A 26,208-nucleotide genomic window follows, 5' to 3' on the forward strand; every position below is an offset into this window, starting at 1 on the left:
GCGGAGTTTCCCCGCCCGCGCGGGGGATTGGCGTTTTCCCTATGGGCCGTTTTTCAGGGACGAGTCGAGCCCTGCGGGGAAAATCCCCGCACATGGGGGCCGGTGAAGGCCCCCGGGCAGGATGCGACAGTTACTTCTTGAGTTCGCGGAAGAACTTTTCCGCTGCGGGATGCATGGGGATGGATGTGTTGGCCGACATCGTTTCGGGCGAGAGGTCGCGCAGGTTCGCGTGGACGCTGTGCAGGTAGTCGATGTTCGCCGTCATGGCCTTGAGGACGCCCGTGATCACTTCGTCGGGCTGATCCGCGCTGGTGATGAGCAGGAGCTGCGAGGAGACGGTGGGACAGTCTTCCTTCTGGAAGGAATAGGTGCCGGCGGGGATGGTCAGGGAAGAGGTGCCGAGTTCCTTGTTCAGCTTTTCCTGATTGGCCGGATCGATGGGCAGCATGATCAGGTCATGCTTCTGGCCCAGTTCGTAAAAGCGGCTGGTGGGGAACTGGGAAACTTCGACGATGGCGTCCATCTGCCCGGCGTCCCAGAGGTCGGTCGCTTCGGGTCCGGGGATCTTGTGGACCTTGCCGCCCCACTTGGCGATGTCGCTGTAGGTGATGCCGTAGGTCTTGAGCAGCTCTTCCGTTGCTACGTCGATGAGCGTGCCCTGACGGTTGACGGTGATGCGCAAGGGAATCTTCTTGTCCTTGATGTCCTGAATGGACTTGGCCCCGGTTTTGGCGTCCACGAAGAACTGGAGCGCATTGATGGGGTTCATCACCGCGACGAGGCGGAGATTGTCGAGCTTGCGACCCTTGAACGGGGCTTCGCCCTTGATGGCCTTGAGGGTCAGGACGTCGGTCGCCAGCGCGAACTGGACTTCGCCCCGGCTGGTCATGACCTGATTGGGGCCGTCCTTGCCGGGTTCGGTGGTCACGCGGACATTGGGCATACTCCGCCGCAGGGTTTCGCCCACGCCTTCTGAAATGATGGCCCACAGGCCTCCCGAGCCGCCGCCGAGGATCGTGAGGTTGTGGGTGTCCGCCGCCAGTGCGGCTTGCCGGACGCCCGGACCGAACGCCATCATCCCTGCCAGAGCCAGTGCACATGCGAGACTTTTACGCCATTCCATAAGATTCTCCTCCGGGGGGGCGGTTTTGTCCCCTCCTCTTGCTTGTGTTTTTTAGAACATTTTGTGTATTCTGAGAAATATCTTTTTAGTCTGCATTGCATACTTTTTTGATATGCAGATGCGGGAGAGGCGGCTCAGCATGGCGTGTGATAAAATCATTCGTTATTTGAGCAGAATAGATATGCACAGTGTAAGGGATGGATGCCGTGCGGCACGGGGCAGCGCGGAAGCGGGGTGGGCATGGATTTGAAACGGCTAGAGTATTTTTGCGCGATTGTCGAAAAGGGACAGATCAGCAAAGCGGCGGAAGCCCTGCACATTTCGCAGCCTCCGTTGAGTATGCGCCTGAAGGAACTCGAAGAAGAGCTCGATGTCCAGCTTATTTATCGAGAGGGGAAGGCGTGGCAGGTGACGCCGGAAGGGGAGGCCCTGTATCAGCGGGCGCAGTTTATCCTTTCCTATGTTGCGGGTCTGGAAAAGGATATTCGGGAAAGCCGGAACAAGGTCTCCGGCCTGGTGCGGATCGGGGTGTGCCCGCCGTGCCTCTCGCTGGCAAGTACACCCATTCCGGCCCTGAACCGGGAATTCCCGGATCTGCGCTTCCGGGTCTGGGTCATGGACAACCAGTCCCTCGAACGGCACATGCAGGAGCGGAATCTTGACTTCGCGCTGGTCCAGCTTCCGGTGCAGAACGCCAACTACGCCATGCTCCCGTTGGCGCGGCAGGAATTCGTTGCCGTGTATGGGCAGGGGGTTCCCCCGCCCGAGGCACGATCCATCGGCGTTGAGGAACTGAGGGAAGCGCCGCTGATGCTCTCGCGGCGGCGTGACGGCGGAGGCGGCTATGATCTGATCATGCGCGCCTTTCAGGATAAAGGGGTACGCCCCAACGTGGTCTTGGATTCGCAGGATACCCGCCTGCTGCACAAGCTGCTCCGACAGGGCATGTCCGCCGTAGCCATACTCCCCGAGCGGGAAGTGGCCGCCGGGACGTTGGAATCTTTCCCGATGCGTCGGCTGGACGTGCCCGGCCTCGACCTTGCGCCCGTACTCATCTGGCTGGAACATGCCTATCTTTCCCGGACCGCCCGCCGGGTCATCCAGTGTCTGCACAAGGTCAACGCCGATCCCGGCGAACAACCGGATTTTGAGATATGAAAAAGGGCTGTCTGTCACGGAAAACGGCGGCCCGCGCCGCTTTTCGCGGCAGACAGCCGTACATTTTGTTTGCGTTTCTCCGCAACGGTGAACGTATCGTAACACGTGCTGCTTTTAGGGCTTTTACCAGAGAAAAAAGCGGCTTCCTCCGGGTAATCCGAAGAAAGCCACTTCTGCAAACAAACCGGGGCATCCCGTACTGATGGTCTGCCGAAAATCGGAAAGCGGCTCCACTTTGGAGTGCGAACTCCTTTTTTTGTGGGCTGCCAGCAGGTTATCGCCTTACAAATTTCATGGTGAGATACGCCGTTATCTGCGGATCAGATCCATGAGTTCGGCTTCGCTCAAGGGCACGTCCGTGCCTTCGAGGACGTCGGCGGCGAGGGCGCGCTTGGAACGGTGGAGCTTGAGGATGGACTCCTCCACGGTCCCGCGCGCGACCAGCCGGTAGACGGTCACGGGGCGTTGCTGCCCGAGGCGGTAGGCTCGGTCGGACGCCTGATCCTCCACGGCGGGGTTCCACCACGGGTCAAGATGGATCACGTAGTCGGCGGCGGTAAGGTTGAGCCCCTGCCCGCCCGCCTTCAGGCTGATGAGGAAGAGATCGCCCTTGCCCGACTGGAATGCCGCCACAGCCGCCTGGCGTTCCCGGTCGGGCGTGGAGCCGTCCAGATACTGATATCCGTATCCGGCGGCATCGAGCAGGCGGCGGGCCTCGGAAAGGCAGCCCACGAACTGGCTGAACACCAGCGCCTTGTGTCCGCCCCGCACGAGTTCTTCCACCAATTCCATAAAAGCCGAGAGCTTCGCGCCCGTGAGGCTGGTGCCGGGATCGATGAGCGCGGGGGCGCAGCAGGCCCGGCGCAGCTTCATCAACTCGGTCAGGATGCTGAATTTCTGGGAACCTTCGGCATCCTCTTGCTTGGCGGCCTCCAGCGAGGCGAGGGCATTACGGCGCAGCGCCTCGTAGAAAGCCCGTTCATCGTCGGGGAGATCCACTTCGATAACCTGTTCCGTGCGCGGGGGAAGTTCCGTAAGGACTTCACTTTTGGTGCGGCGCAGGATGAAGGGCCGGACAAGCGCGCGCAGGGCTTGCCGGGCGGCGGACTGGCCTTCCGAAACGGCGTTTTCCTCCGTGGACGGCGCGGATGCGGCGGCAAACCGTTTCTGGAACGATTGCCGCGTACCGAGCAGGCCGGGATTGATCAGGTTGAACAGGCTCCAAAGATCCTCAAGGCGGTTTTCGATGGGCGTGCCCGTGAGCGCCACGCGGAAGGCTGCCGGAATCTGGCGGCTGGCCCGGGCGCGGCGGGTGTCGGCGTTCTTGAGCGCTTGCGCTTCATCGAAAACGGCCACCTGCCACTCGCGCCCGGAGAGGCATTTGGCTTCCGTATGCAGCAGCCCGTAGCTTGCGACGAGCACGTCGCCGGGGCCGAGGGCCCCCACCAGTGCGGCCCGGTCGCCGGGGCCGAAACGGTGCACCGAGAGCGTGGGCGCGAAGCGGTCGAGTTCGTTTTCCCAGTTGTGGCAGACGGATGTGGGCGCAATGATGATCGACGGCCCCATCTCGGCCTGCGCCAACAGCACGGCGATGGTCTGCACGGTCTTGCCGAGCCCCATATCGTCCGCAAGACAGGCTCCCGCGCCCCAGCGGGCCAGCCGGGACATCCAGACATAGCCGTCAAGCTGGTAGTCGCGCAGCTCCGCCCGCAGCGTCGACGGCACGGCGGGCGTACCGCCGGGCAGCCGGATGCGGCCAAGCCAGCTTTCCCATGTGGCGTCGCCCTTGACCTCCGCCCCGTCAAGCAGATCGTACACCGTATCCGCCGCCAGCGGATGCACCCGGAGGCTTGCGCCGTCGCGTTCAGCCAGCCGTTCCAGCCGATCAAGCTGTTGCCGGAATTGCTTGGTCAGGGCGAGGAACGCGCCGTCCCCAAGGGGTACAAAACGGCCTTTCGACTGCGCGAGGCGTTCCAGCACCTGCGCCATATCCAGCACCAGAGACTCGTTGACCGCGATCTGCCCGTGCAGCTGGAACCAGTCGCGTGAATGGCGCACATCCACAGTGAGCCGTGCCGTCGAAACCTGCGGGCAGACCCGGAGTTTCTCTCCTTCGGGCCATTCCAGTTCCGGGCCGGCCTGTTCCAGTTCGAGAAGGCAATCCAAAGCCTCTTCAATATCTTCAATGCACCACGGGCCGATGCCGCCACGTTCGCGCAAGGTCGGGCAGGCACGCACAAGGGCCCTCGCCGCGTGGATTTCCTCTTCGAAATCCCGTTCCGCGCGCACGGCGCGGCCTTCGACCTCCGCCAACGGGGCCACCGGGCCGTCGCCCACAGGGAATGCCGGGGTGCCGGGCATCCCGAACGGACGCACGTGCAATGCGGCTTCAATGCCTGTACCGAGGGGGCGCAGGCGCACCAGCAGCCGGACCGATGCGGATACCTCTTCGGCCCGGATGACCGGGCGTACGACGTCTTCGTCCAGATTCCTGATCAGTTCCAACACCCTGGGGCCGCCTTCCGTGGGAACGCTCAGCCCATGCTCTCCAAGCAGATCGGCGGTGCCTTCCAGACGTCCCGGAAGATAATAGAGAATATAGGATCGCGGGGCTGCTTCCACGCACTGCATTTCCCCGCGCGGCATCCACCGCGAGAGCGCAAGGCTGTACCCGTTGCGCTCCTGCCGCACGACCAGTTCCACAGGTTTGCAGGCCAGCGAGATGGGCACGCGGTCCGACGCCCGGAGCAGGTTCGGATGGCCCGCCAGCGCGGGAAGCGCCCGGTACGGGTCGGCCTCGCAGGTCGTGCCGTTCCATGACCGCGACCAGCGCAAGGTGGCGAGCACGGAACGATCCTGTTCGGTGAGCCAGTCCAGCGTTTCGGATTCCTCGTGCAGCCGTTTGAGGGAAATGGCGCGCCCGGCGGTCCAGTCCTCGCCTTTGGAAGACTGTTCCAAGGCTTCCACGCGGAAACGCTCGGTATCCACGAGCCATGCGATGCGCTTTTTGGCTTTTTCTTTTACCACAGGCTGTTGCAGCTTGTGCACCAGCGCTTCGAAGACCCGCTCCCAATTTTCGCGGCGGTCCAGAAAATCGGTAAGCCGGACATGGCGTATCGGGAAGCCTTCGATCCATGCCTTCCACGGCCCTTGCGGGCGGAGGCGGGCCAGCGTTTCCGCGAACAGGCAGGCCGTGAGCGGCAGTATGCCTTTGAGCCGTTCAAACTGGCGTTCCGTGGGGCGGTCATCGTGCGAACCGTCATCAAGGCTGGCGTCCACGGCCCGGAAAACAGCCTCGGAGAGCGGATCGGAAGGCAGATCTTCAATGCGTTTGAGCATGGCGGCTTCGGAGCGTCCGTTGGCGAGGCCGAGAAGCGCCTTTGCAGCCGCAAGCCCTTTATAAGCGGGTTGGCGGGGGGACAGTTCGTGCAGTATGGCGGCGCATTCTTCGCGGAGTTCCGGCTGATCGGCGCGGATCAGGGCCAGCGCGAAGCACAGACCGCCGGGGCCGGGCAGGTTCGCCTTGCGTTTGCCGCGGGTCTTGCGGAAGCGTTTTTGTGCTTCCCGGAGCGCGGGCACGGCGTCCCCGCCTTCCAGGAAGGCGATGATGCCCTGAAACAGGGGGCCCCTGAATTCCGTCCTGTCGAGCAGCAGCGGCACAATCTGGGCGCGGGCTTCCGCGTAGCGTCCGGCGAGCGCGTCGAACAGGATCAGTGCCGGGCAGGGAGGCAGATCCGCCAGTGAGGAGCGCAGTTGCGGCAAAACGTCCAGGCAGTTGCGTAGGTTTCTGGTGATGCTCCCTGCCTCGACGAGCGGAATGAGGTTGTTGGTGATCACGTCCAGCCTCATGCGCGGAGGGAGTGCGGCCAGCCAGCCCGGATCGGTGGGGGTATCGGCAAACTGCCCGACGAAGGGATGGTTGCCGCCTTCCTCCATCGCTTGTGCGTCAAGCCGGGCCCTTTCATAGGCCTTGAGATCCCGTTCATATACGGCAAGGCGTAGCCTCAAGGCGGCGGTATGGATGCCTGCCCCCCGTTCCAGCACCTTCCGCACCGCCGGGGCCATGCGTTGCAGGCCCTCTATACAGAGATCATGCTCGAATTCCGCAACGACGCGGTCCTTGTCGTCGGTGAGCCCCATCTGGCGCAGGGTGTGGAGTGCGGTTCTGATATCCCCGGCGTTCCAGACCTGCCCGCGCGGCGGCTGGACACCCGCCTCACGCAGGCATTCCGGCAGGAGCGAACGCGAGAACCCGCCCGTTACGGCCTTGAGCTGCAGCAGCAGTCGGTACGGTTCCGACAGCTCCACGTACCGCTGCCGCAGGGATTTGAGTGGATTCATGGGAGCTCCTTGGGGGCGGGGAGGATATATCCCTCTCCTCTCATCCCCTAAACTTTTCAACTTTATCGAATCCCTGTTCACTGCTTTTGCTGTGAATGGAGGTGTCTTTTCCGTTGTTGCGGATTTGTAGAACCATGCAAAAGTACGGTCGGCTGCGGGAGCGGATGTGATGCCCGGACAGCGGGATACAGTACGCTGTTTTTGTATGGTTAGGGGAGCATCCGTTTTGAAATGGTAATGGTATTCCGTTTCAAAAGAGAACGGCATTGAGGGGATATTGATTTCGGAAAGATGGACATGCCTCAATCCTCGAACGTATGTAATGGATGTTAAAACAGTTTTTACATTTTTTTGCTCGGGCAAAGACGATGGTCGGCCCTTTACGTCAAACGGAGCCGACCTGATGCCCGCATACAAAAGTCTTTGGGGTGGGAGCGGGGAGGTTTGGAGGGGAGAGGGAGGGGCTTTCTCCAGAAAGCCCCTCCCTCTCCCCTCCAAGTCTTCTCTTCCTTCCCGTCTCTACATCCCGTCCCTCCTCATCAGCTCCGCGAGGCGGCGGGCGATTTCAAAGTCGGCGGGATAGTTGATGTTGAAAAAGGGCAAGGCTTCCGAGCGCGAGTAGGGGACATGGGTGCGCAGCTCTTCGGGGATGACCACGCTGAACTTGCGGATACCCTGTTCCCACGCGGCATCGAACCAAGGCAGACACGCGGGCTCGTACACCGCTACCAGCGCTTCGATGAATCCCGTTTCCTCTTGCTGATACGTGGTCATGATGGTGCCGGGCAAACGGGCTTCCCGCGCATCGAGCAGGCGGCGAAGCGTCGGGCCGTCCATGAACGGCAGATCGCAGGAGAGGACCAATATGGGCTTTTGCAGGCGGCGCAGTGCCGAATAGACCCCGCCGAACGGCCCCTGACGATCCACCTCGTCGGGAATGGCCTTGAAGGGGGCGGCGTCTTCGGGGGCGCGGCAGGAGACGAACACGTCGTCCGTGAAGCCGCCGAGCAGCTCCACCGTGCGCTCAAGCATGTCCTTGCCGTCGCCGTGAATCGAGAGACGAAGCTTGTTCCGCCCCATGCGGGACGACAGGCCACCCGCCATGACTATTCCGTACACGATGCCTCCCCGGCGGTACCTCTCAAGAGGATGGGAATGCGCTGATGTCTGGCTCTTTGTATCATATTCTCGGCTGGAGGCAAAACGGTTGCGGAAAAAAGGGCGTGCTCGTGACAAAGGGAACAGACAGGGGCTGGCTAAGTATTTTTTCCAAAAAAGTTTCTTTGGACAAGGGGCGGAATCCGTTGCGGAGATGGAAATCGGCAAACATCGGCGGACGGGGCAAAGGCTCTTGAGAGCGGATACACCGGCCTTTTCCGAAAAAAGGCGACTTCCCTTTGTGGAAAGCCGCCTTGTCCATAGACGGGAACCCGCTATGGCGGGGGGTTAGTTCAACGTCTTTTCAGCAACGGCCGGAGCCTTGGGATCCTTCTGAGCCTTTTCGTGGCAGGGCAAGCAACCCTTTTGGAACCCTGTGTACTGCTTACGCTTTTTCATATGGCAACCGTAGCAGGAATGATCGCTGTCCTTGGCGTGGAACGCTTTGAAGAGGCTCGGGGCGACGCCGTCGTCGCCACGGGGCACGGAGTGGCATTCCTCGCTCGCGCCGCAGGAGACGTACTTGGCGTCGATGTCGGAAGGCAGCGCGTGGTGGCAGGTCTGGCAACGGACGCGCCGGTGCGACGAGTGGTTGAACACGACATCCATCTTCTGCTTTCCGCCGGTCGCCTCAATGGTGATGGGATTGCGGATAACTTTGCCGACCTCCTTGATATCGCTGACGCCTTTGGGTTCTTCGTCATCGGCGGCGAAAGCGGGGACACACAGGAGACAGGCCACGGCAAGGGTCAAGAGTTCCTTTCTCACGTTTACAACTCCGGGTGCTGAGGACTAAGCCACAGGTCGGCGCAGTTTCGCAAAAAGCTGGCGGCGCGTCATCGGGTTGGCGTCGTTCTGAGCGAATACGGCGAACTTGTGGTACAGATTGGGATCTTCCGCGTACAAGTATATCACGTGTACGATGCCGTTGTCACCCAATACGGCATTGGGAAAACGTTCTTTAACTTCCGCAAGCCGCTGCTCGGCGAGGTTTTCCATATCTTCCCGTTCGCCGAAATTCATGCACCCGGTGGGACAGGACAGGACGCACGCGGGGAGCACACCCTGATGCACCCGGTCGTTGCAGAAGTCGCACTTGTGGATCTGCTTTGTTTGCGGGTCAACACGCGGGATATCATAGGGGCAGGCTTCGCGCACGGCCTGGCCGTCAAGCTGGGCGGTCAGGGGCGTGAACAGTACCGCGCCCGTCTTTTCGTCCTGCACGATGGCGCCGTCGATGGTCGAAGCGGTCCTGCACGGGGCCAGTTCGCAATGGCGGCATTGTTCAGGGAAGAACAACATCCTGAAGTCCTTTCCCTTGCCCACTTCGCGCATGTGCACGGTTTTGTAGGTCACGCTGGACAGGTCCGGCGGGTTCGTGTGTCCGCCGCGGTTCGTCGTTTCCTCGGCGGGCAGGTTCTTCCACTGCTTGCACGCGATTTGGCAGCCTCGGCAGCCCGTGCAGCGCGTCAGGTCGACAAAAAAGGCTTTCGCCATGATGGACTCCTTTATCGGGGTGGAGGGGAGGGAGCGGTGAACTTGGAGGGGGGAAGGGGACCCCTATCTGAAGAAGGGTTCCCCTTCCCCCCTCCAAACCTCCCCTTTTCCCTAGACTTTTATAAACGGGACGGGCGGCGTTTGGGACGGCCCGGCCGGTTTCCCTTGGCGGAAGTTTCCCGGAACGGCTGTTTTCTTGTTACGTGCTGGAAGGGCCGTTGCAAAGGATAATGGCTTTTCCGCCCGGCAAAATTTTCGCCACGAACATTTTTTCGGTTGCCCGGAGGGAGATTTACTAGGGAACCTTTGCCTTTCAGCCGTCCGGTCAACGGAACTCCCGTCGCGCCACCTCCCCTCCAGTCAAAGTTTTTGCGGGTGGGGGGCCGGGGAGGGCGCTTTTAAAAAAACGCCCTCCCCCGGTCTCGTAACCCATCTCAGTAACTACTCCGGCAAATCCTGATCAGGCATCTTTTCGATGTTGACCATGAAGGCCTTGGATTCCGGTATGGCGGAGTTGGGGTCGCCCACGGCGGCGGTGAGAAGGTTTGCGCTGTCGCCGCCGCGCTTGGGCACCAGCCAGCCGAAGTGCCAGGGAAGGCCGATCATGTGCACGGTTTTGCCGTTGGCGTTCATGGGCTGGAAGCGGTTGGTCACGATGGCCTTGGCAAGCAGGTTGCCGCGGGCGCTGCTGACGCGCACCACGTCGCCGTTGCCGATGCCGCGTTCCTTGGCAAGCTCCGGATCAAGCTCCGCGAAGACCTGCGGCTCGGCTTCCACCAGCCACGAGCAGCGGCGGGTCATGAGGCCCGTCTGCCAGTGCTCGGTGACGCGGTAGGTCGTGCCGATGAACGGGAAGCGCTCGTCCGCCACGGCCAGCACTTCGCCGATGGCCTTGAACGCCACGGGGTTGCTGCGCTGCGCGGAGAAGACGTGCTTCTCGAAGGGCGATTCCATCGGTTCGTAGAACTCGGGGAGCGGCCCGTCTTCGCGGCCTGGCCCGAAGAGCGCGCCCTGGCCGTCCTTCTGCATGATGAAGGGGTATTTGGTGCCGGGGTCGCCGCCGCCGTCCACCACGTCGCCGACCCACTTGCCGTCGCGCCACTGGATGACCGGCTTGTCCGGGTTCCACGGGCGGCCCTGCTTGTCCACGGAGGCACGGTTGTAGATGATGCGGCGGTTCATGGGCCATGCGTAGGACCAGTTCGGGAACAGGCCGATCTTTTCCTGTTCCGGCGTCTGCGTCTTGTCGCGGCGGGCCATCATGTTGCCCTCGTCCGTCCACGAGCCCGCGTGCAGCCAGTTGCCGCTGGCGGTGGAGCCGTCGGCCTGCAGCATGGCGAAGGCGGGGACCTGATGCCCGGCCTTGTACAGCTTGCCGCCGATGGTCACGTCGCGCAGGAAGTAGCCGTTCATGACCTTGGCGGTGTTGGCGGGCGAGAACTCGTGCCCTTCCATCCACTTGTCGATGCCGAGGCCAAGGATCGGTTCGGGGAAGACGCCGCCTTGCTCCTTATAGAGCTTGCGGATGGCGAGCATCATTTCGACCATGATGTCGCCGTCGGGCTTGGTTTCGCCGTAACGGTCGGGGCCGGCATAGCGCCACTGCATCCAGCGGCCTGAGTTGGCTATGGAGCCTTCCTTTTCAATGGACGTGCAGCAGGGCAGGAAGAAGACTTCCGTGGCGATCTGGGTCGGGTCCTTGCCGGGGCCGCGCCAGAACGAACCGGTTTCGTTGTCGAACAGGTTGACGTTCACCAGCCACTTGAGCTTTTCCATAGCCCCGCGGCTTTTGTTGGCGTTCGGGCCGGAGCAGGCGGGGTTCATGCCCCAGGCGAACAGGCCGTCGAGCTTGCCTTCGACCATGCGGTCAAAGATGGACATCCACATGTAGTCGGTCCGCTTCTTGTCGGCGTCGAGGCGCGGGACGTAGCTGTAGGCCACATCGGGCGTCACGCCGGGATAGAGCGACATGAGGAAGCTCGCCGTGTACTTGGGCCGGTTGCCCCACCAGTTCACGCTCTTGGGATCGTTGGTCTTGGGCGTGGTGGCGTTGTAATCCGCGAGGGTCGTCAGCGTGGAAGTGGGCACGGGCAGGTAGCCGGGCCAGATGTCCGCAAGGAGCGCCTGGTCGGTGGAACCCTGCACGTTGGATTCGCCGCGCAGCGCGTTGACGCCGCCGCCCGCCACACCGATGTTGCCGAGCAGAAGCTGGATGATGGACATGGCGCGGATGTTCTGCACACCCACGCTTTTCTGGGTCCAGCCCATAGCGTACATGATGGTCCCGGCCTTGTCGGGCGCACCGGTGGACGCGAAGGTTTCATAGACGCGCAGGAGGTCTTCCTTGGGCGTTCCGGTGGTCTCGGACACCTTGTCGAGCGTGTAGCGGTCGTAGTGCTTCTTGAGAAGCTGCAAGACGCAACGGGGATGCGTGAGCGTCTCGTCGCGCACGGGAACGCCGTTGGCGTCCATTTCGAACGCCCACGTTTTCTTATCGTAGCTCTTCTTGTCGGCGTTGAAGCCGGAGAAGAGGCCGTCGCTGAACCCGAAACGCTCGCCGACGACCGTGGGGCCGTTGGTGCTGTCGATGACGTACTGCTTGAAATATTTGTCGTTGTTCAGGATATAGTTGATCATCCCGCCGAGGAAGGCGATGTCCGTGCCCACGCGAAGCTGGACATAGAAGTCGGCCTTGCTCGAAGAGTGGGTGAAGCGCGGGTCGACGCTGACGACCTTCGCGCCCTTATCCTGAGCCTTGAGCACCCATTTGAAGGAAATGGGATGGTTTTCGGCAGGGTTGCTGCCCATGATGAGGATACAATCACTGTTTGCCAAATCGTTCCAGTGATTCGTCATTGCACCGCGTCCGAACGACTCTGCCAGAGCCGTAACAGTGGCGCTGTGTCAGAGACGCGCCTGGTGTTCGATATACACCAGGCCGAGGCTGCGGAGGATGGACTGATAGGCCCAGCACTCCTCGTTGTCCATTGCGGCGGAACCGAACGAAGCCATGGCTTCGGTGCGGTTGACGAGCTGGCCCTTGTCGTTCTTTTCCGTGAACGACTTGTCGCGGCTTTCCTTCACGCGCTTGGCGATTTCTTCCATCGCCCATTCCCATTCCACTTCTTTCCATTCGGTGGCGTGGGGGGCGCGGTAAAGCGGCTTCTTGGGGCGCTGATCGTTGACGGTAAGCTGCCACGTGGACGCGCCCTTGGGACAGAGGGAGCCCTCGTTGATCGGGTGATCCGGATCGCCTTCGACGTTGATGGCGCGGCCCTTGCCGAGCGGGTTGTCAGATGTGCTGGTGCTGACGATGAGCCCGCAGCCCACGGCACAGTAACAGCAGATGGATGTGGTCTGTTTCGTCCACTTGAGTTTGAATTCCTTGGCCTGCGCGAAAGCGGGGCGCAAGTTGAATCCGAGCCCGGAAACGGCGCCCGCCAGCGCGGCCCCAAGACCGAACTTCAGAAAGCCTCGGCGTGATACGCTCATGGTGATCCTCCCGATATTGGGCGGAAACGGTGGTTCCGCCGCAGGAATGCCGATATATGCTCATGTAAGCATATATAGTTTAAATCATTGCATGATCTGGTTACAGATACCCTACTGCTAGTCCAGCATAGGCCTTGTGTCAATCCTGTTTCGGAGAAAAAGGGGCTTGTGGAAATATTCCTTTGTAAAACGGAAAATAAGGGGAAGAAAAAGGCGGTCTTCCCGTAAAGCGAGGAGAGGCGTCTCGGCGAAATGTAATGGGTTCCCTACAGTGAAACGCCCAAGGAGTATGGCCGGAATGGTACGGGCAACATGGATGGCGGACAGGCAAAGCCCAGGCCTTCTCGGTTGCGTAGGGGGGAGTGAATGGCATAGACATGATGGCCAAATCATGGGATGCCTCGCGTCTGAAGGCAAGGTTTCCCGCCCGGAAGAAAGGCGCTGGAAAGGCTCTGATGGGTCGGCGGGTTTCCGCTGTACGGGCCGGTGTCCGGGAGCCGGTTGCCGAGGTCTGGTGAAAACGGCCCCATATGGCTGGGTCGTGTGCTTGAAGAACATCCCGCCGATGGGGAAAGGAAGGCTGAAGGATGAACCCATTTGAAAATATACTGAGCGCCGTACGGCAAAAAAGGCCGCTGGTGCATTTTATTACCAATTATGTCACCGTCAATGATTGTGCCAACATGACGCTGGCTTTGGGCGGTTCGCCCATCATGGCCGATGATTTGCGTGAAGTGGAGCAGATCGTCGGGCATTGCTCCGCGCTGGTGCTGAACATAGGCACGCTCAGCGAGCGGACGGTACAATCCATGCTGGCGGCAGGGAAGGAGGCCAACAGGCTGGGCCGCCCCGTGGTATTCGATCCCGTGGGCGTGGGGGCTTCCCGTTTTCGCAATGAAACAGCAGCGATGTTGCTCCGGGAAGTCCGTTTTGACGTCATTAAGGGCAATATTTCGGAAATCGCGTATCTGGCGGAAGGGATCGGCACAACCAAGGGGGTGGACGCGAACCTTGACGCCCTGAGTACGGAAGGCAATCTGCGCTGGCATACGGATCTTGCCCGGAAGGTCAGTACCCAGACTGGCGCGGCCATCGTGATCAGCGGTCCTATCGATATTGTCGCGGACAGCCATGAAGCATGGGCCATCCGTAACGGGCACCCCATGATGGCCAACATCACGGGGACGGGCTGCATGTCGGCGGGGGTCATCGGCTGCTGCGTGGGAGCCGACCCGCAGGCGCTTTTGCCGTCCTGCGTCTGCGCCATGTCGGCCATGGGGATTTGCGGGGAGCTGGCGTATGAGAAACTGCTGTCCGTGGACGGAGGTTCGGGGACGTACCGTGTCCTTCTGATGGACGCCATGAGCAAGCTGGACGGGGCGACGCTGACCCGCAGGAGCAAGGCGGAACGGTTGCGGATCTGAGGCTGCGCAGAGCAGGGAGGCCCGCTTTGTATCCCGTGGGGAAGCGCAGAGGAAAATGTGCAGCCTCCATGCGGCGGTATCCTTCGGGCTGGATCGGTTTTTGCCGTCTGCGCGGCTTCTTATTCCGAATCGGCGATGGGATCGCCCCGCAACTCCTTTTGGGGTGAAAAGGCTTTTTCTTCAAGGAACACTTGAACTATTAGGGAAGGATTGAGCCCTCCGCCGCAGGGAAGGGGGCTTTTTCAGACGCGGGTGAGAAAGAGTTTTTCGCGTGTGCCTGTATATGGCCCATGGTTGGGCGATCCGGGGAAGTTTTGACGAGGCGATCCCGGCGCTTGGATAAAGGAGGGTGCCAAAACGCCTTGCGCTGACACCGTTGGGCCGTTATGGATGAAGTTGATCAGCGGCGTGTGCCTCTCTTGGGCCTCGCTTTTTAGTATGCATTTTTGAGGTGCCGGCCCAGCGCCCGTGCACGGGAGGATAGATGGAAGCGTCGAAGAACGACAGATTGGTGAAGAAGTTTGCCGCACTTGAGGATAAGACGTGGTTTCCGCAGGAATTTTTGGAACTCGTAAAGGACGTATGCCGCCTGCAAGGTGAGGTGAGGGCTTCGTTGGCGGTTTCCGTCGATCCGGCTTTGGTCTGCGGCGATATGGAGCATCGGCAGGGGGCGCCGCTGCTGGCCAGGGAGCAATTCCCCGTCGATGCGGAGGGGGCCGAGAAGCTTTTCCGCTCTATCTTGGAAGTGGCGGAATCCCTGCCGCAGCTCCGCACGACTGCGCAGCTTGTCCGGGATAAGCTGATCCGGGGCGACATCCGGCCCGAAGAACTGTTCCGCGCCTACATGCTGGAAAACGCCGAACCCTTTGAGGCATGGGCCAAGGAAGCGCCCGACGCGCCCAATTTGCTGCCGTTCCTTGTGTACAACAGCATGGAGCCATGGCTCGAAGCCGCGGGCGAGGCGCTTTCCTCCGCCTATCCGCAGAACGACGTTTGGCAGCACGGGCACTGTCCGGTATGCGGGAGCCCGGCTTTCATCGGGCATCTGAGCGGCCCTGAGCCGTCGCGCAACGAGGGCCGGGACATCAACAAGGGCGGAAAGCGGATGCATACGTGTTCGTACTGCCGGACGACGTTCCGGGCCAAGCGCATCCAGTGCCCGTTCTGTCTTGAGGAAGATGCCAAGAAACTGGACTATTTCACGACGGAAAACGAACCGGGGTACCAGGTTCATGTCTGCCGCTCGTGCAAGAGCTATATCAAGATAGCCGACTTCCGCGAATTCTTCGGCCGAGAGAGCATCCCCGCGCTGGATGATCTCGAATCCCTCCCCCTCGACATCGCCGCCCAGAACGAAGACTTCCACCGGGTCGCGCCTTCGGAGTGGGGGCTATAAGCACTTTGCGTTTCGCCTCGTGAAATACGGGCCGTCCCATGCCAATAGGCGGGGACGGCTTTTTTTGTTTTAACCGAGTGGCGTATGAAACGGCGCGGGGTGGGCCCGGCCTCCTTGTCCGGAGGCGGTTTCGCGTAGCTCCGTAACAAGGGCATATCCGTTTCCTGCAGTATTTATTGTAATTATTTACACGAGATAGGCAGTTGGTGCCGGATGGATATCCGGCACGCCGTTGAGTGTGCAGGGGTAGTTCAAGCTTTTCTTAGGATGAGGCATTGAGAGAGGTACAATCCGCTCTAACGGCGTTTCAAAGCGAATCCGTTTTGACGTTCTATCTTGTGAAAAAAAGAAACTGAGTGTGCTGAAGCGGCGATGTCTTCAGGGTATTCACCAGGATAATGGATGCCACGGGGTTGAACAGCTTCTTTTTATAGAAAAATGATGTTTAGTTTCAAATGATTATCTATTTTAATGACAATCTGTGTTCTTTTTCACTTGACAATCTTATATAAGACATCTTACAAAAGATTCACAGTGAGAGGGACAATACGCGCCGAACCGGAGCATCTCGGCCTTGAAGGAGGCGGAACGTCCGGATTCGGAAGGAACCACCCGCGAATCTACGGGAAATCATGTTTTCCCGTGAATGGCGTTCTTGAAACTGATACCGCTTCAAGGATGGCCCGCTCAGGGGACGGCGCGTTGTCATACAGCGTCAGGAGTGTTGTATCACCGACAAGTAAGGAGAGCCTCTATGAAACTGTTGTCCTGTTTGCGTACGGCGTTGTGTCTGCTGGGGTTGCTGGCTATGCCCGCAGCGGCGGCCTATCCCGAGAAACCTATTAACATGATCATCGCCTTCACTGCGGGCGGTTCGAGCGACGTGCAGGCTCGGATTATGCAGAAGTACTGGAATAAGTATGCGCCGCAGCCGTGGGTGTTCGTGTACAAGCCCGGTGCGGGAGGCATCATCGGGTTTACGGAAATAGCCAAGGCCCGCCCGGACGGCTACACCATCGGCGGCTTGAACGTCCCCCACATCATCCTCCAGCCGCTGGCGCAGAACGCCCAGTTCACCCCTGACAGCTTCAAGTACATTTGCCAGGTCGTCAACGATCCCCAGTGCATCGCCGTCCGCAAGGACAGCCCCTACCAGTCGACCAGCGAAATCATCGCCGCAGCTCGTAAAAACCCCGGCAAGATCCGCGTCGGCCTCGTCGGCCCTCTGTCGGGCCACCACCTGATGTTCCTCGACTACGGCAAAAAGTATCCCGACGCCAAGCTGACCAGCGTATTCTACAAGGGTGCCGCAGACCAGAACGCGGCGCTGCTCGGCGGGGAAATCGACATGATTTTCGGAAACATCAACGATGTGATGCGTTCCATCGACGAGTTCCGGGTGCTCAATGTCGCCGCCGAAAAGCGCAATGGCTTCCTGCCCGACGTCCCGACGCTGCGCGAAGCGGGCATCGACATGGTGTCCGACATCCGCCGCTGTTTTGCCGCGCCCAAGGGCATCAAGCCCGCCGAGCTCGACGCTTTGCGGGTGCTCTTCAAGAAGATTTGCGAAGATCCTGAGTATCTGGCCGATATGAAGAAGGCCGGGCAGCCCGCCGAATACATGGACGGCGAAGCTTTTGCGGCCTACATCGCCGGGCAGCAGGCTCATGCTCAAGAGGCCCTTTCCGCAGCCGGATTGCTCAAGAAATAGTGTTTCCGCTCCCGTTATGGGAGCGGAGCGCTGCACCGCTTCGAAAGGACGTTTCGCATGACAGAATTCATTTTGCCGGCCACTCTCCACCTGTTCGAGCCGCTGAACATCATCCTGATGCTCGCGGGCCTCACAGGCGGGATCATCATTGGGGCGCTTCCGGGGCTCTCCGCCACCATGGGGGTGGCGCTCATGGTCCCGGCCACGTTCGCCATGAACCCGACCAGCGGCCTGATCATGCTCGGCGCGATATACGCTGGGGCCATCTATGGCGGCGCGAACTCGGCCATTCTCATCTGCACGCCGGGCACGCCTTCCTCCGTGGCGACCACGTTCGACGGCTGGCCGCTGTGCCAGAAGGGGAGGGCGGATCTCGGGCTGTACACGTCGCTTCTGTCCTCGGCCTTCGGGGGCATTGTGGGCACGCTGTTCCTGCTCTGCCTTGGCGGCTCGCTGGCGCGGTTCGCGCTCCAGTTCGGCGGGCCGGAAAGTTTTTGGCTGTGTCTCTTCGGGCTCTCCACCATCGCGGTGATGACCCCGGACAACATGGGCAAAGGCATCGTTTCCGGCGCGGTGGGCATCTTGGTTTCCACCATCGGGCTCGACCCCAACACCGGCGCGCCGCGCTTCACCTTCGGGACCTATGACCTCTTGCAGGGCGTGTCCGTGATACCCTGCATGATCGGCCTGTTCTCATTCTCGCAAGTACTGTACCTCATCGGTACGGACAAGAGCTTCATTGCGGAGTACCACCCGCACAAGGGAGCCTTCGGCAAGGTGTTCCGGTATCTTGCCGCCCATTGCAAGACGATCCTCGTCCGGTCCTCCGTGCTCGGGACGTGGATCGGGATGCTTCCCGGCGCGGGAGGCGAGATCGCTTCGATCATCTCCTACAACGAGTCCAAGCGGTGGGACAAGGACCCTTCCCGCTATGGCAAGGGGAGCCTTGAGGGGGTCGCCGCCTCCGAAAGCGCGAACAATGCGGTCATCGGCGGCTCGCTCATCCCCATGCTGACCCTCGGTATCCCCGGCAGCGCGGTGGCGGCGGTCATCCTCGGGGCGCTCATGGCTCACGGCATCCAGCCGGGATTCAAGATATTCACCGCATCCGGCGATCTGGCCTATACGTTCATCATGTCCCAGTTCGCGGTGAACCTGCTGATGATCCCCGTCGGCTTCGTGCTGTGCCAATGTATGGCGCGCCTTCTGAGCATCCGGCTTACGCTGGTCGCCATCGGCATCGTGGTGTTGGCCTTCATCGGGGCCTACGCCATCAGCAACAGCCTGGTGGACATATGGGTAGTGCTCGCCTTCGGGCTCGTCGGGTTCTTTGGCGGCAAGGTGGGCATGGACACCGGTGCAATGGCTCTTGGCGTCATCCTTGGGCCGATGATCGAGGAGAACCTTGGAAAGAGCGTGGACTTGTCCCGTTCGGTGGACGGCGGCCTGATGTCCGTCATGTTCGAAGGCTCGATCAATAAGGTGCTCATCGCCGCGCTGCTCTTGTCGTTGCTGACGCCGTTTCTGCTCAAGCTGCGTAACCGCAAGCACGCCGCTCTGCTTCCTGAAGGCCCCCGTCCCGGCTGGAAGACGGATCTGTTCGCGGGGATTGGTTTCCTCGCCATCGCCGCCGCCTTCCTTGTCCAGTACGAAGGTCTGGAAGGGGTCAGCCGTGTCTTTCCTGAAGTGCTGACTAAGCTGATCGGCGCGGGTGGAGCGTATTTCGTCGGCAAGGGGTTGTGGCGCCGCTCCCGTGAGGCCGCCGAACCCGAAGGCGGTGAGGCTGTGGCGTGGTGCAAGATCGGCATCATCTGCGCGACCTCTTTGTGCTACGCCGTGCTTATCCCGGTGTTCGGCTTCCTCGTCACCACGATGGGGTTCATCGCTGGCTCCACGCTCATCCTCGGCGATCACAGCCGCGGCCTGCCGCGTCTTGCGCGAACGGCGATCGCATTTGCGATTGGCTTCAGCTTGCTGGTATGGGCGGGCTTTACGCTGCTGCTCAACGTTCCGGTACCTGAGGGGATGTTCCTTTAGCCTGCCGTGTGCGTTGCCTGTTTCCGTGAAACATTCATAACCCGTTCTTAACCCCTGGCCTGAAACGTTTTAGAAGATATAGTTTTATCTATATTAAAACGTTCGTCCGGAAAGGATCAGTTGTTTACTTGACAGTCTTATATAAGACATAATACAGAAGAATCGCATTTGAACCAAACCTTAGGAGGCAATCATGTCAGTGCAATTTCTGGTTCATGAAGACGGCGACAGCGTCGGCGTCATCACCGTGGAAGGCGTGAAGGCCGGTCAGGAACTGACTGGCTGGATCATGAAAGAGGACAAGACCATTACGTTCAAGGTTCTCGATGATATTCCGATCGGGCACAAGATCGCTCTCAAGGATTTGAATGTCGGCGATACCGTCTTCAAGTACGGCACCGATATCGGGAAGGTTGTCAAACCCATCCGTCAGGGCGAGCATCTTCATGTCCACAACGTCAAGACCAAAAGGTGGTAGGTCACATGCAAAAGTCATTTTTCGGTTATCGCCGCGACAACGGCCGCGTGGGCATTCGCAATCATGTGCTGATTTTGCCCCTGGACGACCTTTCCCAGCCCGCTTGCAACGCCGTTGCCAATAACATCGGCGGCACCGTTGCCATCCAGCATCCTTACGGCCGTCTGCAGTTCGGTGCCGACCTTGACCTCCACTTCCGCACCTTGATCGGCGCCGGCAGCAACCCGAACGTTGCCGCCGTCATCGTTATCGGCATCGAAGAAAAGTGGACCCAGGACGTGGTGGACGGCATCGCCAAGACAGGCAAGCCCGTTGCCGGCTTCGGCATCGAGCAGCACGGCCAGATCGACACCATCGCCCGCGCTTCCCGCAAGGCGAAGGAGTTCGTGCAGTACGCTTCCGCCCTCCAGAAAGTGGAGTGCCCCATCTCCGACCTGTGGGTTTCCTGCAAATGCGGCGAATCCGACACCACCTCCGGCCTGGCCTCCTGCCCGACCGTCGGTAACGCGTTCGACAAGCTGTATGAAGAGGGCTGCACGCTGGTGTTCGGTGAAACCACCGAACTCACCGGCGGCGAACATCTGGTGAAGGCCCGTTGCGCCAATGACCGGGTCCGCAGCGAATTTACCGCGTTCTTTGACCGTTACGCCAAGGTTATCGACGACCACAAGACCTCCGACCTTTCCGACTCTCAGCCGACCAAGGGCAACATCGAAGGCGGCTTGACCACCATCGAGGAAAAGGCCCTCGGCAACATTCAGAAGATCGGCACGAAGGCGCCCGTCATCGGCACGCTGGACAAGGCTGTGACGCCTACCGGCCCCGGCCTGTGGTTCATGGACTCCTCCTCCGCCGCCGCTGAAATGATCACCCTCGTGGCCGCCGCCGGCTACGTGGTGCACTTCTTCCCCACCGGCCAGGGCAACATCATCGGCAACCCGATCGTGCCCGTTATCAAACTGTCCGCCAACCCGCGCACCATCCGCACCATGTCCGAACACATGGACGTGGACGTGTCCGGTATCCTGCGCCGCGAAATGAATCTCGACCAGGCTGGCGACAAGCTGCTCGACATGATGTTCCAGACCATCGCCGGCCGTATGACCGCCGCCGAAGCTCTGAAGCAGAACCAGTTCGTTATGACCCGTCTGTACGAAAGCGCCTAATATCGCTGGAATCCCTATAAAAAAGAAGGCGGGAGGGGAACCTCCTGCCTTCAATATATCAGTCCAAAGAATCTCCGAAACCGCTTCGGGGGCTCAGGGACGGAAGGGGCGCGCTCAGCGCAGGTCGGCGCGGTACACGTGGTTGCCCGTGTTGATCCGGCTGATGCGAAATTCGACGGGGCGGTCCTGAAGGTCAAAGGATGTGCGGGTCACCAGCAGCAACGGATGGTTCCGCTCTATGTTAAGCCGCTTGAGGTCTCCGCTGTCCGGCATGGTGACTTCGATCTGTTCCGTGGCGTGGGCCACGGTGATGCCGAAATGGATTTGATAGTGCTCGTAGAGGGTGTTCGGCACTTTATCGAACTCGAAGTTGAAATGGGGAAAACGGGCGGTCGGTAGCGCGACCCGTTCGTTGATGACCGGGAAATCGTTGAGCATACGTACACGGTCGATGTGGATGACTTTGGCGTCCGGAGCAAGCTCGAGAGCCGCCCGTTCGGCGTCCGACGGCGTGGCGAGCCGCACGCCGTAGATTTGTGAAAGCGGGTAGACGCGTTTTCCGTTCCTGTCGCTGAGAAGGAAGAAGGGGAACAGGGAACTGTCTTCGTCGAGTACGGCCACAGCGGTTCCCTTGCCCTGGTAGCGGACCAGCCGTTTTTCGCGGGTAAGCGCATTAAGGGCCTTGCGCAGCGTTCCTTGGCTGACTCCGTATTCTTTAGCGAGTGCGATTTCACTGGGCAGGAAGCTTCCCGGCCCCCATTCTCCGGCAATGATGCGGTTGAGAATGGCCTTTTTCACCTGTTCGTACAGTGGAGCGAATGTGAGTTTCGATGATGGGGTCATGGTTCCTCCGGAGAATCTTTCAGTACTTTTTATCTTATATAATATAGAAGATCAAATGGCTTGAACGCTTTTTCCCCGGAAGGCGGGCGGGCCGGGAGTACGACATGGCAGAAATCGTTATTTCAGAGTTCATGGATGAGGCCGCCGTCGCCGATCTGAGGGCGTCGTTTGATGTTCTTTATGACAAAACCCTCGTGGACAGGCCCGAGGAACTGGCCGCCGCCGCCGCTGGGTGCCGCGCGCTCATCGTCCGCAATCGGACGCAGGTGCGTGGCGCGTTGCTGGAAGGCGCACATCTGCGCGTAGTGGGCCGCCTTGGCGTGGGCCTTGACAATATTGACTGCAAGGCCTGCCGGGAACGGGGCATCGCGGTTATTCCGGCCACAGGCGCGAACAACACGGCGGTGGCCGAATATGTGCTCGCCGGGCTGCTCATGCTCGCCCGAGGCTGCTATTGCGGAACATTCGCTGTCGCCGCCGGGGCATGGCCCAGGGAACGTATGGTGGGCGGCGAGATATCCGGCAAGGTGCTCGGTCTTGTCGGATTCGGAGGGATCGCCCGGGACGTGGCGCTGCGCGCCCGTGCCTGTGGGATGCGGGTCATGGCCTATGATCCTTTTTTGCCGGCGGACGCACCGGATTGGGAAAAGCTGGGCGTGGAGCCGGTGATGCTGGAAACCCTGCTTGCCGAAGCGGATGCCGTGAGCCTGCATGTACCGCTTACGCCTGATACCCGCCAGCTTTTCGACGCGGGACGGCTGGCGCGCATGAAGCCGGGAGCTGTACTGATCAATACGGCCCGGGGCGGCATTGTGGAAGAAGCGGCCCTTGCGGATGCGCTCCGCTCAGGTCGGCTCGCCGGGGCGATGGTCGATGTCTTTGAGAAGGAGCCGCTCCCGGCGGGTTCGCCATTGGCGGACGTTCCCAATTGCCTCTTGACCCCCCATATCGCCGGGGTAACCCGTGAATCCAACGTCCGGGTCAGCGCCGTCGTGGCACGGAAGGTTGCCGAATGCCTGAGAGGTGCCGCATGATTTTGACTCCCGAACAGCTTCAGGATTTGGGCATGGCCGTATTCAGGGAAGCGGGCGTGCCCGAGGAGTCCGCCGCCAGCGTCGTGGAGGCGCTGGTGCGGGCCGAACTGGATGGGCTCCCCTCACACGGGTTCTCCCGCATTCCCTTTTATGTGGATCAGGCTCTGTCAGGCAAGGTAAAAGCGCGGGCCATTCCGCTGGTGCGTCAGGCTGCTCCTGCGGCCGTGCTGGTGGATGCGGGAAACGGGTTCGCTTTTCCGGCCATTCTGGCGGGGCTGGAAAAAGCCATACCTCTGGCGCGCCGCAACGGGGTGTCCGTATTGGGAGTCACCCGGTCGCACCATTGCGGCGTGGTTGGGCTGTATGCGGAACGGATCGCGGAAGCGGGGCTCATATCATTGATTTTTTCCAACACGCCGGCGGCGATGGCTCCGTGGAACGGATCAAAGGCGTCCTTTGGGACGAATCCGCTAGCCTTTGGCTGTCCGAGGGAGGGGAAGCATCCGCTGGTGATCGATATGTCCCTGAGCAAAGTGGCGCGGGGCAAGATCATGGGCGCGAAACAGCGGGGTGAGGCGATCCCCGAAGGTTGGGCTCTGGATGCGGCGGGCCGGGCGACCACGGACCCCGTGGCGGCGCTGGGCGGAACGATGATTCCCGTCGGGGATGCCAAAGGGGCGGCCCTTGCCCTGATGGTGGAAATCCTTTCCGCTACGCTCACGGGTGCCAATCACGCCTATGAAGCCAGCTCGTTCTTTGAGCCTACGGGAAGCGCGCCCGGCATAGGACAGACGTTCATCCTGCTGGACCCGAAACCGTTGAATCCTGATTTTTCGGCACGGCTTGAGGCCTTGTGCGGGCACCTGCTCGGACAGGAAGGCGTACGTCTGCCCGGGGAACGGCGTTTCGCGCTGCGGGAACGAAACCGGATTTCAGGCGTGAACCTGCCAGAGGCACTGTATAACGATCTCCGAAAAAGGGCCGGGGTTGCCTAAATCCGACAGAAGTTCGGTGGACCTTTCTTAAAAAAATCAGAACAGATTGATGGAAAGGGTATCCATGCTGGTTACCTTTTCCTTGATAGCCTTGTGGAGAGGCTTCAAACGATACGTTGAAATTGGAGTTCCATACACGAAAGCCTCTCTCGGCGGGCCGTGCCGCTCTCTCCCCCCGAGCGGTGCGGCCCTTTCCGTTGATAGCTGCAGCCGGAAGCGGTGCTTCCGCCATCCCGAGGTTCTTATGTCGGTTGGTTTTCGTATTTTTACCCAACGTCCTCTGCCTGATCCCGAATTGGTCCGGGCCTATGGAGCGTTCGCCACGGCTCCGGTCGCGGATGCCATGCACCGGATGTGCGCCATGACTCCGGATGTGCGTCTGCTCTCGGACCCGGTCGGAACCATGTCGGGTGTGGCCTTGACCGTGAAGGCCCGTCCCGGCGATAGCCTTATGATCCATAAAGCCCTCAACATGGCGGAGGAGGGCGACGTGCTCATCGTGTCTGGTGGGGAATCGGGGCGTTCCCTTATGGGTGAACTCATGTTCCGGTATGCCGCGTCCAAAAAACTCGCCGGGATTGTGGTCGACGGCCCGATCCGGGATGCGGATTGCCTGCGCGGTTTTCCGCTGCCCGTGTATGCCTCGGGATTTACGCCGGGCGGACCATACCGCGAAGGCCCGGGCGAAATCAACGTCCCCGTCGTGTGCTGCGGCCAGAGTGTGGAGCCCGGGGACATCATCCTCGGGGACCGCGACGGCGTCATCGTCATCCCGTCGGGAGATGCGGCCAGTCTGTACGACGCGGCGCGGCAATCCCATGAGCGGGATCTGGCGAAGACCGAGAATGCCCGCCGGGGGCTTTTTGATCGTGGATGGGTAGACGGCGCGCTGGAACGGAAGGGCTGTGAGATTGTCGAGGGCCCGTGGCGGTAGCCGGGCACCACGGAAAACCTTTTTCTTGACTCCGTCCGCGCCTCTCGTATCCTTTTGCAGGAACGCCCGCGCCGTTTCGGAACAGGCTGGGGGGAGGGCGTCGTTCTTTGTTATCTTCTTTTCCAAAGGAGCTTTCATGAATATCGCGCTGGTGGCGCACGACAACTGCAAAAAGGATTTGGTCCGGTGGGCGCGGGAGCATGTCAACGAACTGAAAGGCCATCGCCTGACCTGCACGGGGACCACGGGACGTCTTATAGACGCGGCGTTACGCGAGCTGCTTGGCGACGAGAGCCCGTCGACCCCCGTGGAGTGCCTGAAATCCGGTCCGCTCGGGGGGGATCAGCAGATGGGGTCCCGTATCGCGGAAGGCAGGATCGACGCCCTGATCTTTTTCTGGGACCCCATGCTGGCCCAGCCGCATGACGTGGACGTTAAGGCCCTGCTGCGCATTTCCAATCTGTACAATATCCCTACAGCTTGTAATGTCGCCACAGCAAACTGCCTTGTCTCGTCGCCGGCCTTCTTGCAGGAACATCCTCAATCGACATACGATTTTTCCGAGTATACCGAACGTTCGCTCAGCTAGCGCTGACCTTTCCCCGGAACGGCGCGGGCCGCCGGGCTTCCCGTAAGGCGTCTCAGAGGGCTTTCCCTGTGAGGCGTCTCCTTTTTTGCGAGTAACAGGGTAGAGCGGAGGCTTCCGGTGTGCCCTTTTCCCTCTGTGGTCCCCGTTCGGTACTAGTAAAAAGCCATCCGTGGGCACGGCTCCTCGCTATGGCCATTGTTTACGCTTTAACGGACTGGTGTTTACGGTCATTCCATTCCAATGCCGGAATCTTCTCTTGGGGGGGCTTCCAACATTCTGCCTTTGCGGACTGTATGATTCATTAACTTATGAATATTCAACGAAAAAAGAATTGTAGAACATCACTGTTTTATTTTTATCTCATAATCATAAATATTATGTTACTTTTTATCCATAGCTCTCAAGCCGAACCTAACCCAAACCGCAACAATACAGTAACGCATGGCCCTCGACCGAAATGTTCCCCTCATGTCCGCCCTGTACCGACCCCATCCTAATGGGATACCTTGTTCATTGTTGGGGCAACGTCCCGGAGCATTCAATTGTCTTTTATCGGTTGTAATGGAAGAAAAATTTTTTTCAGTACGTTCCGTGCCCGGTTTACCCCGAGCGCCCGTGTTCCGATCGGATCCAGAGGCCTTTTCTCCCTCCCCTTTAAACTACAATATATTGCCATAAAAATACTTTTCGTGGATATTTGCTTTCTCTCCGCTGGCGGTGTTGCGGAAAAGGGCGCTTGCCCAGACGGTGGGGAACGTCCTATGTAGTGTGGCAACCCCATGCAATTCCCATTGTCCCCGTGACGGAGCACGCCGCGCCCACCGGGGCCAGG

General features: G+C 60.2%; 18 protein-coding genes. 11 read left to right on the forward strand and 7 right to left on the reverse strand.

Features of this window, described 5'->3' with window-relative positions; all coding sequences use genetic code 11:
* Positions 1–130: 130 nt before the first annotated feature.
* Positions 131–1,123 carry a TAXI family TRAP transporter solute-binding subunit gene (locus T370_RS0103810; RefSeq protein ID WP_005024628.1) on the reverse strand — a complete coding sequence of 331 codons (993 nt, stop codon included), beginning with the start codon at positions 1,121–1,123 and terminating at the stop codon, positions 131–133.
* A 240-nt stretch (positions 1,124–1,363) separates the two neighbouring features.
* Here T370_RS0103810 and T370_RS0103815 point away from each other — a divergent pair, with 240 nt between their 5' ends.
* Complete coding sequence (locus T370_RS0103815; RefSeq protein WP_009368625.1) at positions 1,364–2,281, forward strand: LysR family transcriptional regulator; 918 nt, start codon at positions 1,364–1,366, stop codon at positions 2,279–2,281.
* Between the two features lie 309 nt (positions 2,282–2,590).
* Here the strand turns inward: T370_RS0103815 and T370_RS0103820 are convergent, their stop codons facing one another.
* The 5 genes from T370_RS0103820 to fdnG all read right to left on the reverse strand — a co-directional run bounded on the left by T370_RS0103820 (position 2,591) and on the right by fdnG (position 12,769).
* Positions 2,591–6,622, reverse strand: a complete 4,032-nt coding sequence (locus T370_RS0103820) for a DEAD/DEAH box helicase (protein WP_029434799.1) — start codon at positions 6,620–6,622, stop codon at positions 2,591–2,593.
* A gap of 519 nt (positions 6,623–7,141) precedes the next feature.
* A complete protein-coding gene (mobA, locus tag T370_RS0103825; protein ID WP_029434800.1) occupies positions 7,142–7,741 on the reverse strand; it encodes a molybdenum cofactor guanylyltransferase in 600 nt (199 codons plus the stop codon).
* A 327-nt stretch (positions 7,742–8,068) separates the two neighbouring features.
* Positions 8,069–8,548, reverse strand: coding sequence for a cytochrome c3 family protein (locus T370_RS0103830; protein WP_005024624.1), 480 nt, complete (start codon positions 8,546–8,548; stop codon positions 8,069–8,071).
* A 24-nt stretch (positions 8,549–8,572) separates the two neighbouring features.
* On the reverse strand, positions 8,573–9,277 hold the full coding sequence (locus T370_RS0103835) for a 4Fe-4S dicluster domain-containing protein (RefSeq protein ID WP_029434801.1): 705 nt from the start codon (positions 9,275–9,277) through the stop codon (positions 8,573–8,575).
* Between the two features lie 441 nt (positions 9,278–9,718).
* Positions 9,719–12,769, reverse strand: a complete 3,051-nt coding sequence (fdnG, locus tag T370_RS0103840; RefSeq protein WP_081847476.1) for a formate dehydrogenase-N subunit alpha — start codon at positions 12,767–12,769, stop codon at positions 9,719–9,721.
* 587 nt (positions 12,770–13,356) lie between these two features.
* Between fdnG and thiM the strand changes: the two genes are divergently transcribed.
* From thiM to T370_RS0103875, 6 genes are all read left to right on the forward strand, one after another.
* A complete protein-coding gene (gene thiM / locus T370_RS0103850; protein ID WP_029434803.1) occupies positions 13,357–14,193 on the forward strand; it encodes a hydroxyethylthiazole kinase in 837 nt (278 codons plus the stop codon).
* Between the two features lie 484 nt (positions 14,194–14,677).
* Positions 14,678–15,589 (forward strand): formate dehydrogenase accessory protein FdhE, encoded by a 912-nt coding sequence (locus T370_RS0103855; protein WP_029434804.1) that lies wholly within the window; start codon positions 14,678–14,680, stop codon positions 15,587–15,589.
* Between the two features lie 754 nt (positions 15,590–16,343).
* Entirely contained in the window at positions 16,344–17,300 is a 957-nt protein-coding gene (locus T370_RS0103860) for a tripartite tricarboxylate transporter substrate binding protein (RefSeq protein WP_029434805.1), read from the forward strand.
* Positions 17,301–17,357: 57 nt separating this feature from the next.
* Positions 17,358–19,337: a tripartite tricarboxylate transporter permease gene (locus tag T370_RS0103865; protein ID WP_029434806.1), complete on the forward strand. Its 1,980-nt coding sequence runs from the start codon at positions 17,358–17,360 to the stop codon at positions 19,335–19,337.
* Between the two features lie 193 nt (positions 19,338–19,530).
* A complete protein-coding gene (locus T370_RS0103870) occupies positions 19,531–19,815 on the forward strand; it encodes a UxaA family hydrolase (protein WP_005024615.1) in 285 nt (94 codons plus the stop codon).
* A gap of 5 nt (positions 19,816–19,820) precedes the next feature.
* Positions 19,821–20,981, forward strand: coding sequence for a UxaA family hydrolase (locus T370_RS0103875; protein WP_005024614.1), 1,161 nt, complete (start codon positions 19,821–19,823; stop codon positions 20,979–20,981).
* A 114-nt stretch (positions 20,982–21,095) separates the two neighbouring features.
* Here T370_RS0103875 and T370_RS0103880 read toward each other — a convergent pair whose 3' ends face one another.
* Positions 21,096–21,824 carry a GntR family transcriptional regulator gene (locus tag T370_RS0103880; protein ID WP_005024613.1) on the reverse strand — a complete coding sequence of 243 codons (729 nt, stop codon included), beginning with the start codon at positions 21,822–21,824 and terminating at the stop codon, positions 21,096–21,098.
* Between the two features lie 104 nt (positions 21,825–21,928).
* On the opposite strand from T370_RS0103880, the gene T370_RS0103885 reads away from it, so the two are divergent.
* From T370_RS0103885 to T370_RS0103900, 4 genes are all read left to right on the forward strand, one after another.
* Positions 21,929–22,858 (forward strand): hydroxyacid dehydrogenase, encoded by a 930-nt coding sequence (locus T370_RS0103885; RefSeq protein WP_029434807.1) that lies wholly within the window; start codon positions 21,929–21,931, stop codon positions 22,856–22,858.
* Positions 22,855–23,853 (forward strand): Ldh family oxidoreductase, encoded by a 999-nt coding sequence (locus T370_RS0103890; RefSeq protein ID WP_029434808.1) that lies wholly within the window; start codon positions 22,855–22,857, stop codon positions 23,851–23,853. Before T370_RS0103885 ends, T370_RS0103890 begins: the two co-directional genes overlap by 4 nt.
* A 244-nt stretch (positions 23,854–24,097) precedes the next feature.
* On the forward strand, positions 24,098–24,787 hold the full coding sequence (locus T370_RS0103895; RefSeq protein WP_029434809.1) for an RraA family protein: 690 nt from the start codon (positions 24,098–24,100) through the stop codon (positions 24,785–24,787).
* Positions 24,788–24,923: 136 nt separating this feature from the next.
* Positions 24,924–25,376 carry a methylglyoxal synthase gene (locus T370_RS0103900; RefSeq protein WP_005024609.1) on the forward strand — a complete coding sequence of 151 codons (453 nt, stop codon included), beginning with the start codon at positions 24,924–24,926 and terminating at the stop codon, positions 25,374–25,376.
* Positions 25,377–26,208: the final 832 nt, after the last annotated feature.

The organism is Bilophila wadsworthia ATCC 49260 (assembly GCF_000701705.1).
GTDB lineage: Bacteria > Desulfobacterota > Desulfovibrionia > Desulfovibrionales > Desulfovibrionaceae > Bilophila > Bilophila wadsworthia.

Excerpts from the sequence above, each read along its gene's own strand:
- T370_RS0103835 (WP_029434801.1), bottom strand. The coding sequence starts at position 9,277 with ATGGCGAAAGCCTTTTTTGTCGACCTGACGCGCTGCACGGGCTGCCGA.
- T370_RS0103890 (WP_029434808.1), top strand. The coding sequence starts at position 22,855 with ATGATTTTGACTCCCGAACAGCTTCAGGATTTGGGCATGGCCGTATTC.
- T370_RS0103875 (WP_005024614.1), top strand. The coding sequence starts at position 19,821 with ATGCAAAAGTCATTTTTCGGTTATCGCCGCGACAACGGCCGCGTGGGC.
- T370_RS0103855 (WP_029434804.1), top strand. The coding sequence starts at position 14,678 with ATGGAAGCGTCGAAGAACGACAGATTGGTGAAGAAGTTTGCCGCACTT.
- T370_RS0103895 (WP_029434809.1), top strand. The coding sequence starts at position 24,098 with ATGTCGGTTGGTTTTCGTATTTTTACCCAACGTCCTCTGCCTGATCCC.
- T370_RS0103815 (WP_009368625.1), top strand. The coding sequence starts at position 1,364 with ATGGATTTGAAACGGCTAGAGTATTTTTGCGCGATTGTCGAAAAGGGA.
- T370_RS0103880 (WP_005024613.1), bottom strand. The coding sequence starts at position 21,824 with ATGACCCCATCATCGAAACTCACATTCGCTCCACTGTACGAACAGGTG.
- thiM (WP_029434803.1), top strand. The coding sequence starts at position 13,357 with ATGAACCCATTTGAAAATATACTGAGCGCCGTACGGCAAAAAAGGCCG.
- T370_RS0103900 (WP_005024609.1), top strand. The coding sequence starts at position 24,924 with ATGAATATCGCGCTGGTGGCGCACGACAACTGCAAAAAGGATTTGGTC.
- T370_RS0103865 (WP_029434806.1), top strand. The coding sequence starts at position 17,358 with ATGACAGAATTCATTTTGCCGGCCACTCTCCACCTGTTCGAGCCGCTG.
- T370_RS0103820 (WP_029434799.1), bottom strand. The coding sequence starts at position 6,622 with ATGAATCCACTCAAATCCCTGCGGCAGCGGTACGTGGAGCTGTCGGAA.
- T370_RS0103885 (WP_029434807.1), top strand. The coding sequence starts at position 21,929 with ATGGCAGAAATCGTTATTTCAGAGTTCATGGATGAGGCCGCCGTCGCC.
- T370_RS0103860 (WP_029434805.1), top strand. The coding sequence starts at position 16,344 with ATGAAACTGTTGTCCTGTTTGCGTACGGCGTTGTGTCTGCTGGGGTTG.
- T370_RS0103810 (WP_005024628.1), bottom strand. The coding sequence starts at position 1,123 with ATGGAATGGCGTAAAAGTCTCGCATGTGCACTGGCTCTGGCAGGGATG.
- T370_RS0103870 (WP_005024615.1), top strand. The coding sequence starts at position 19,531 with ATGTCAGTGCAATTTCTGGTTCATGAAGACGGCGACAGCGTCGGCGTC.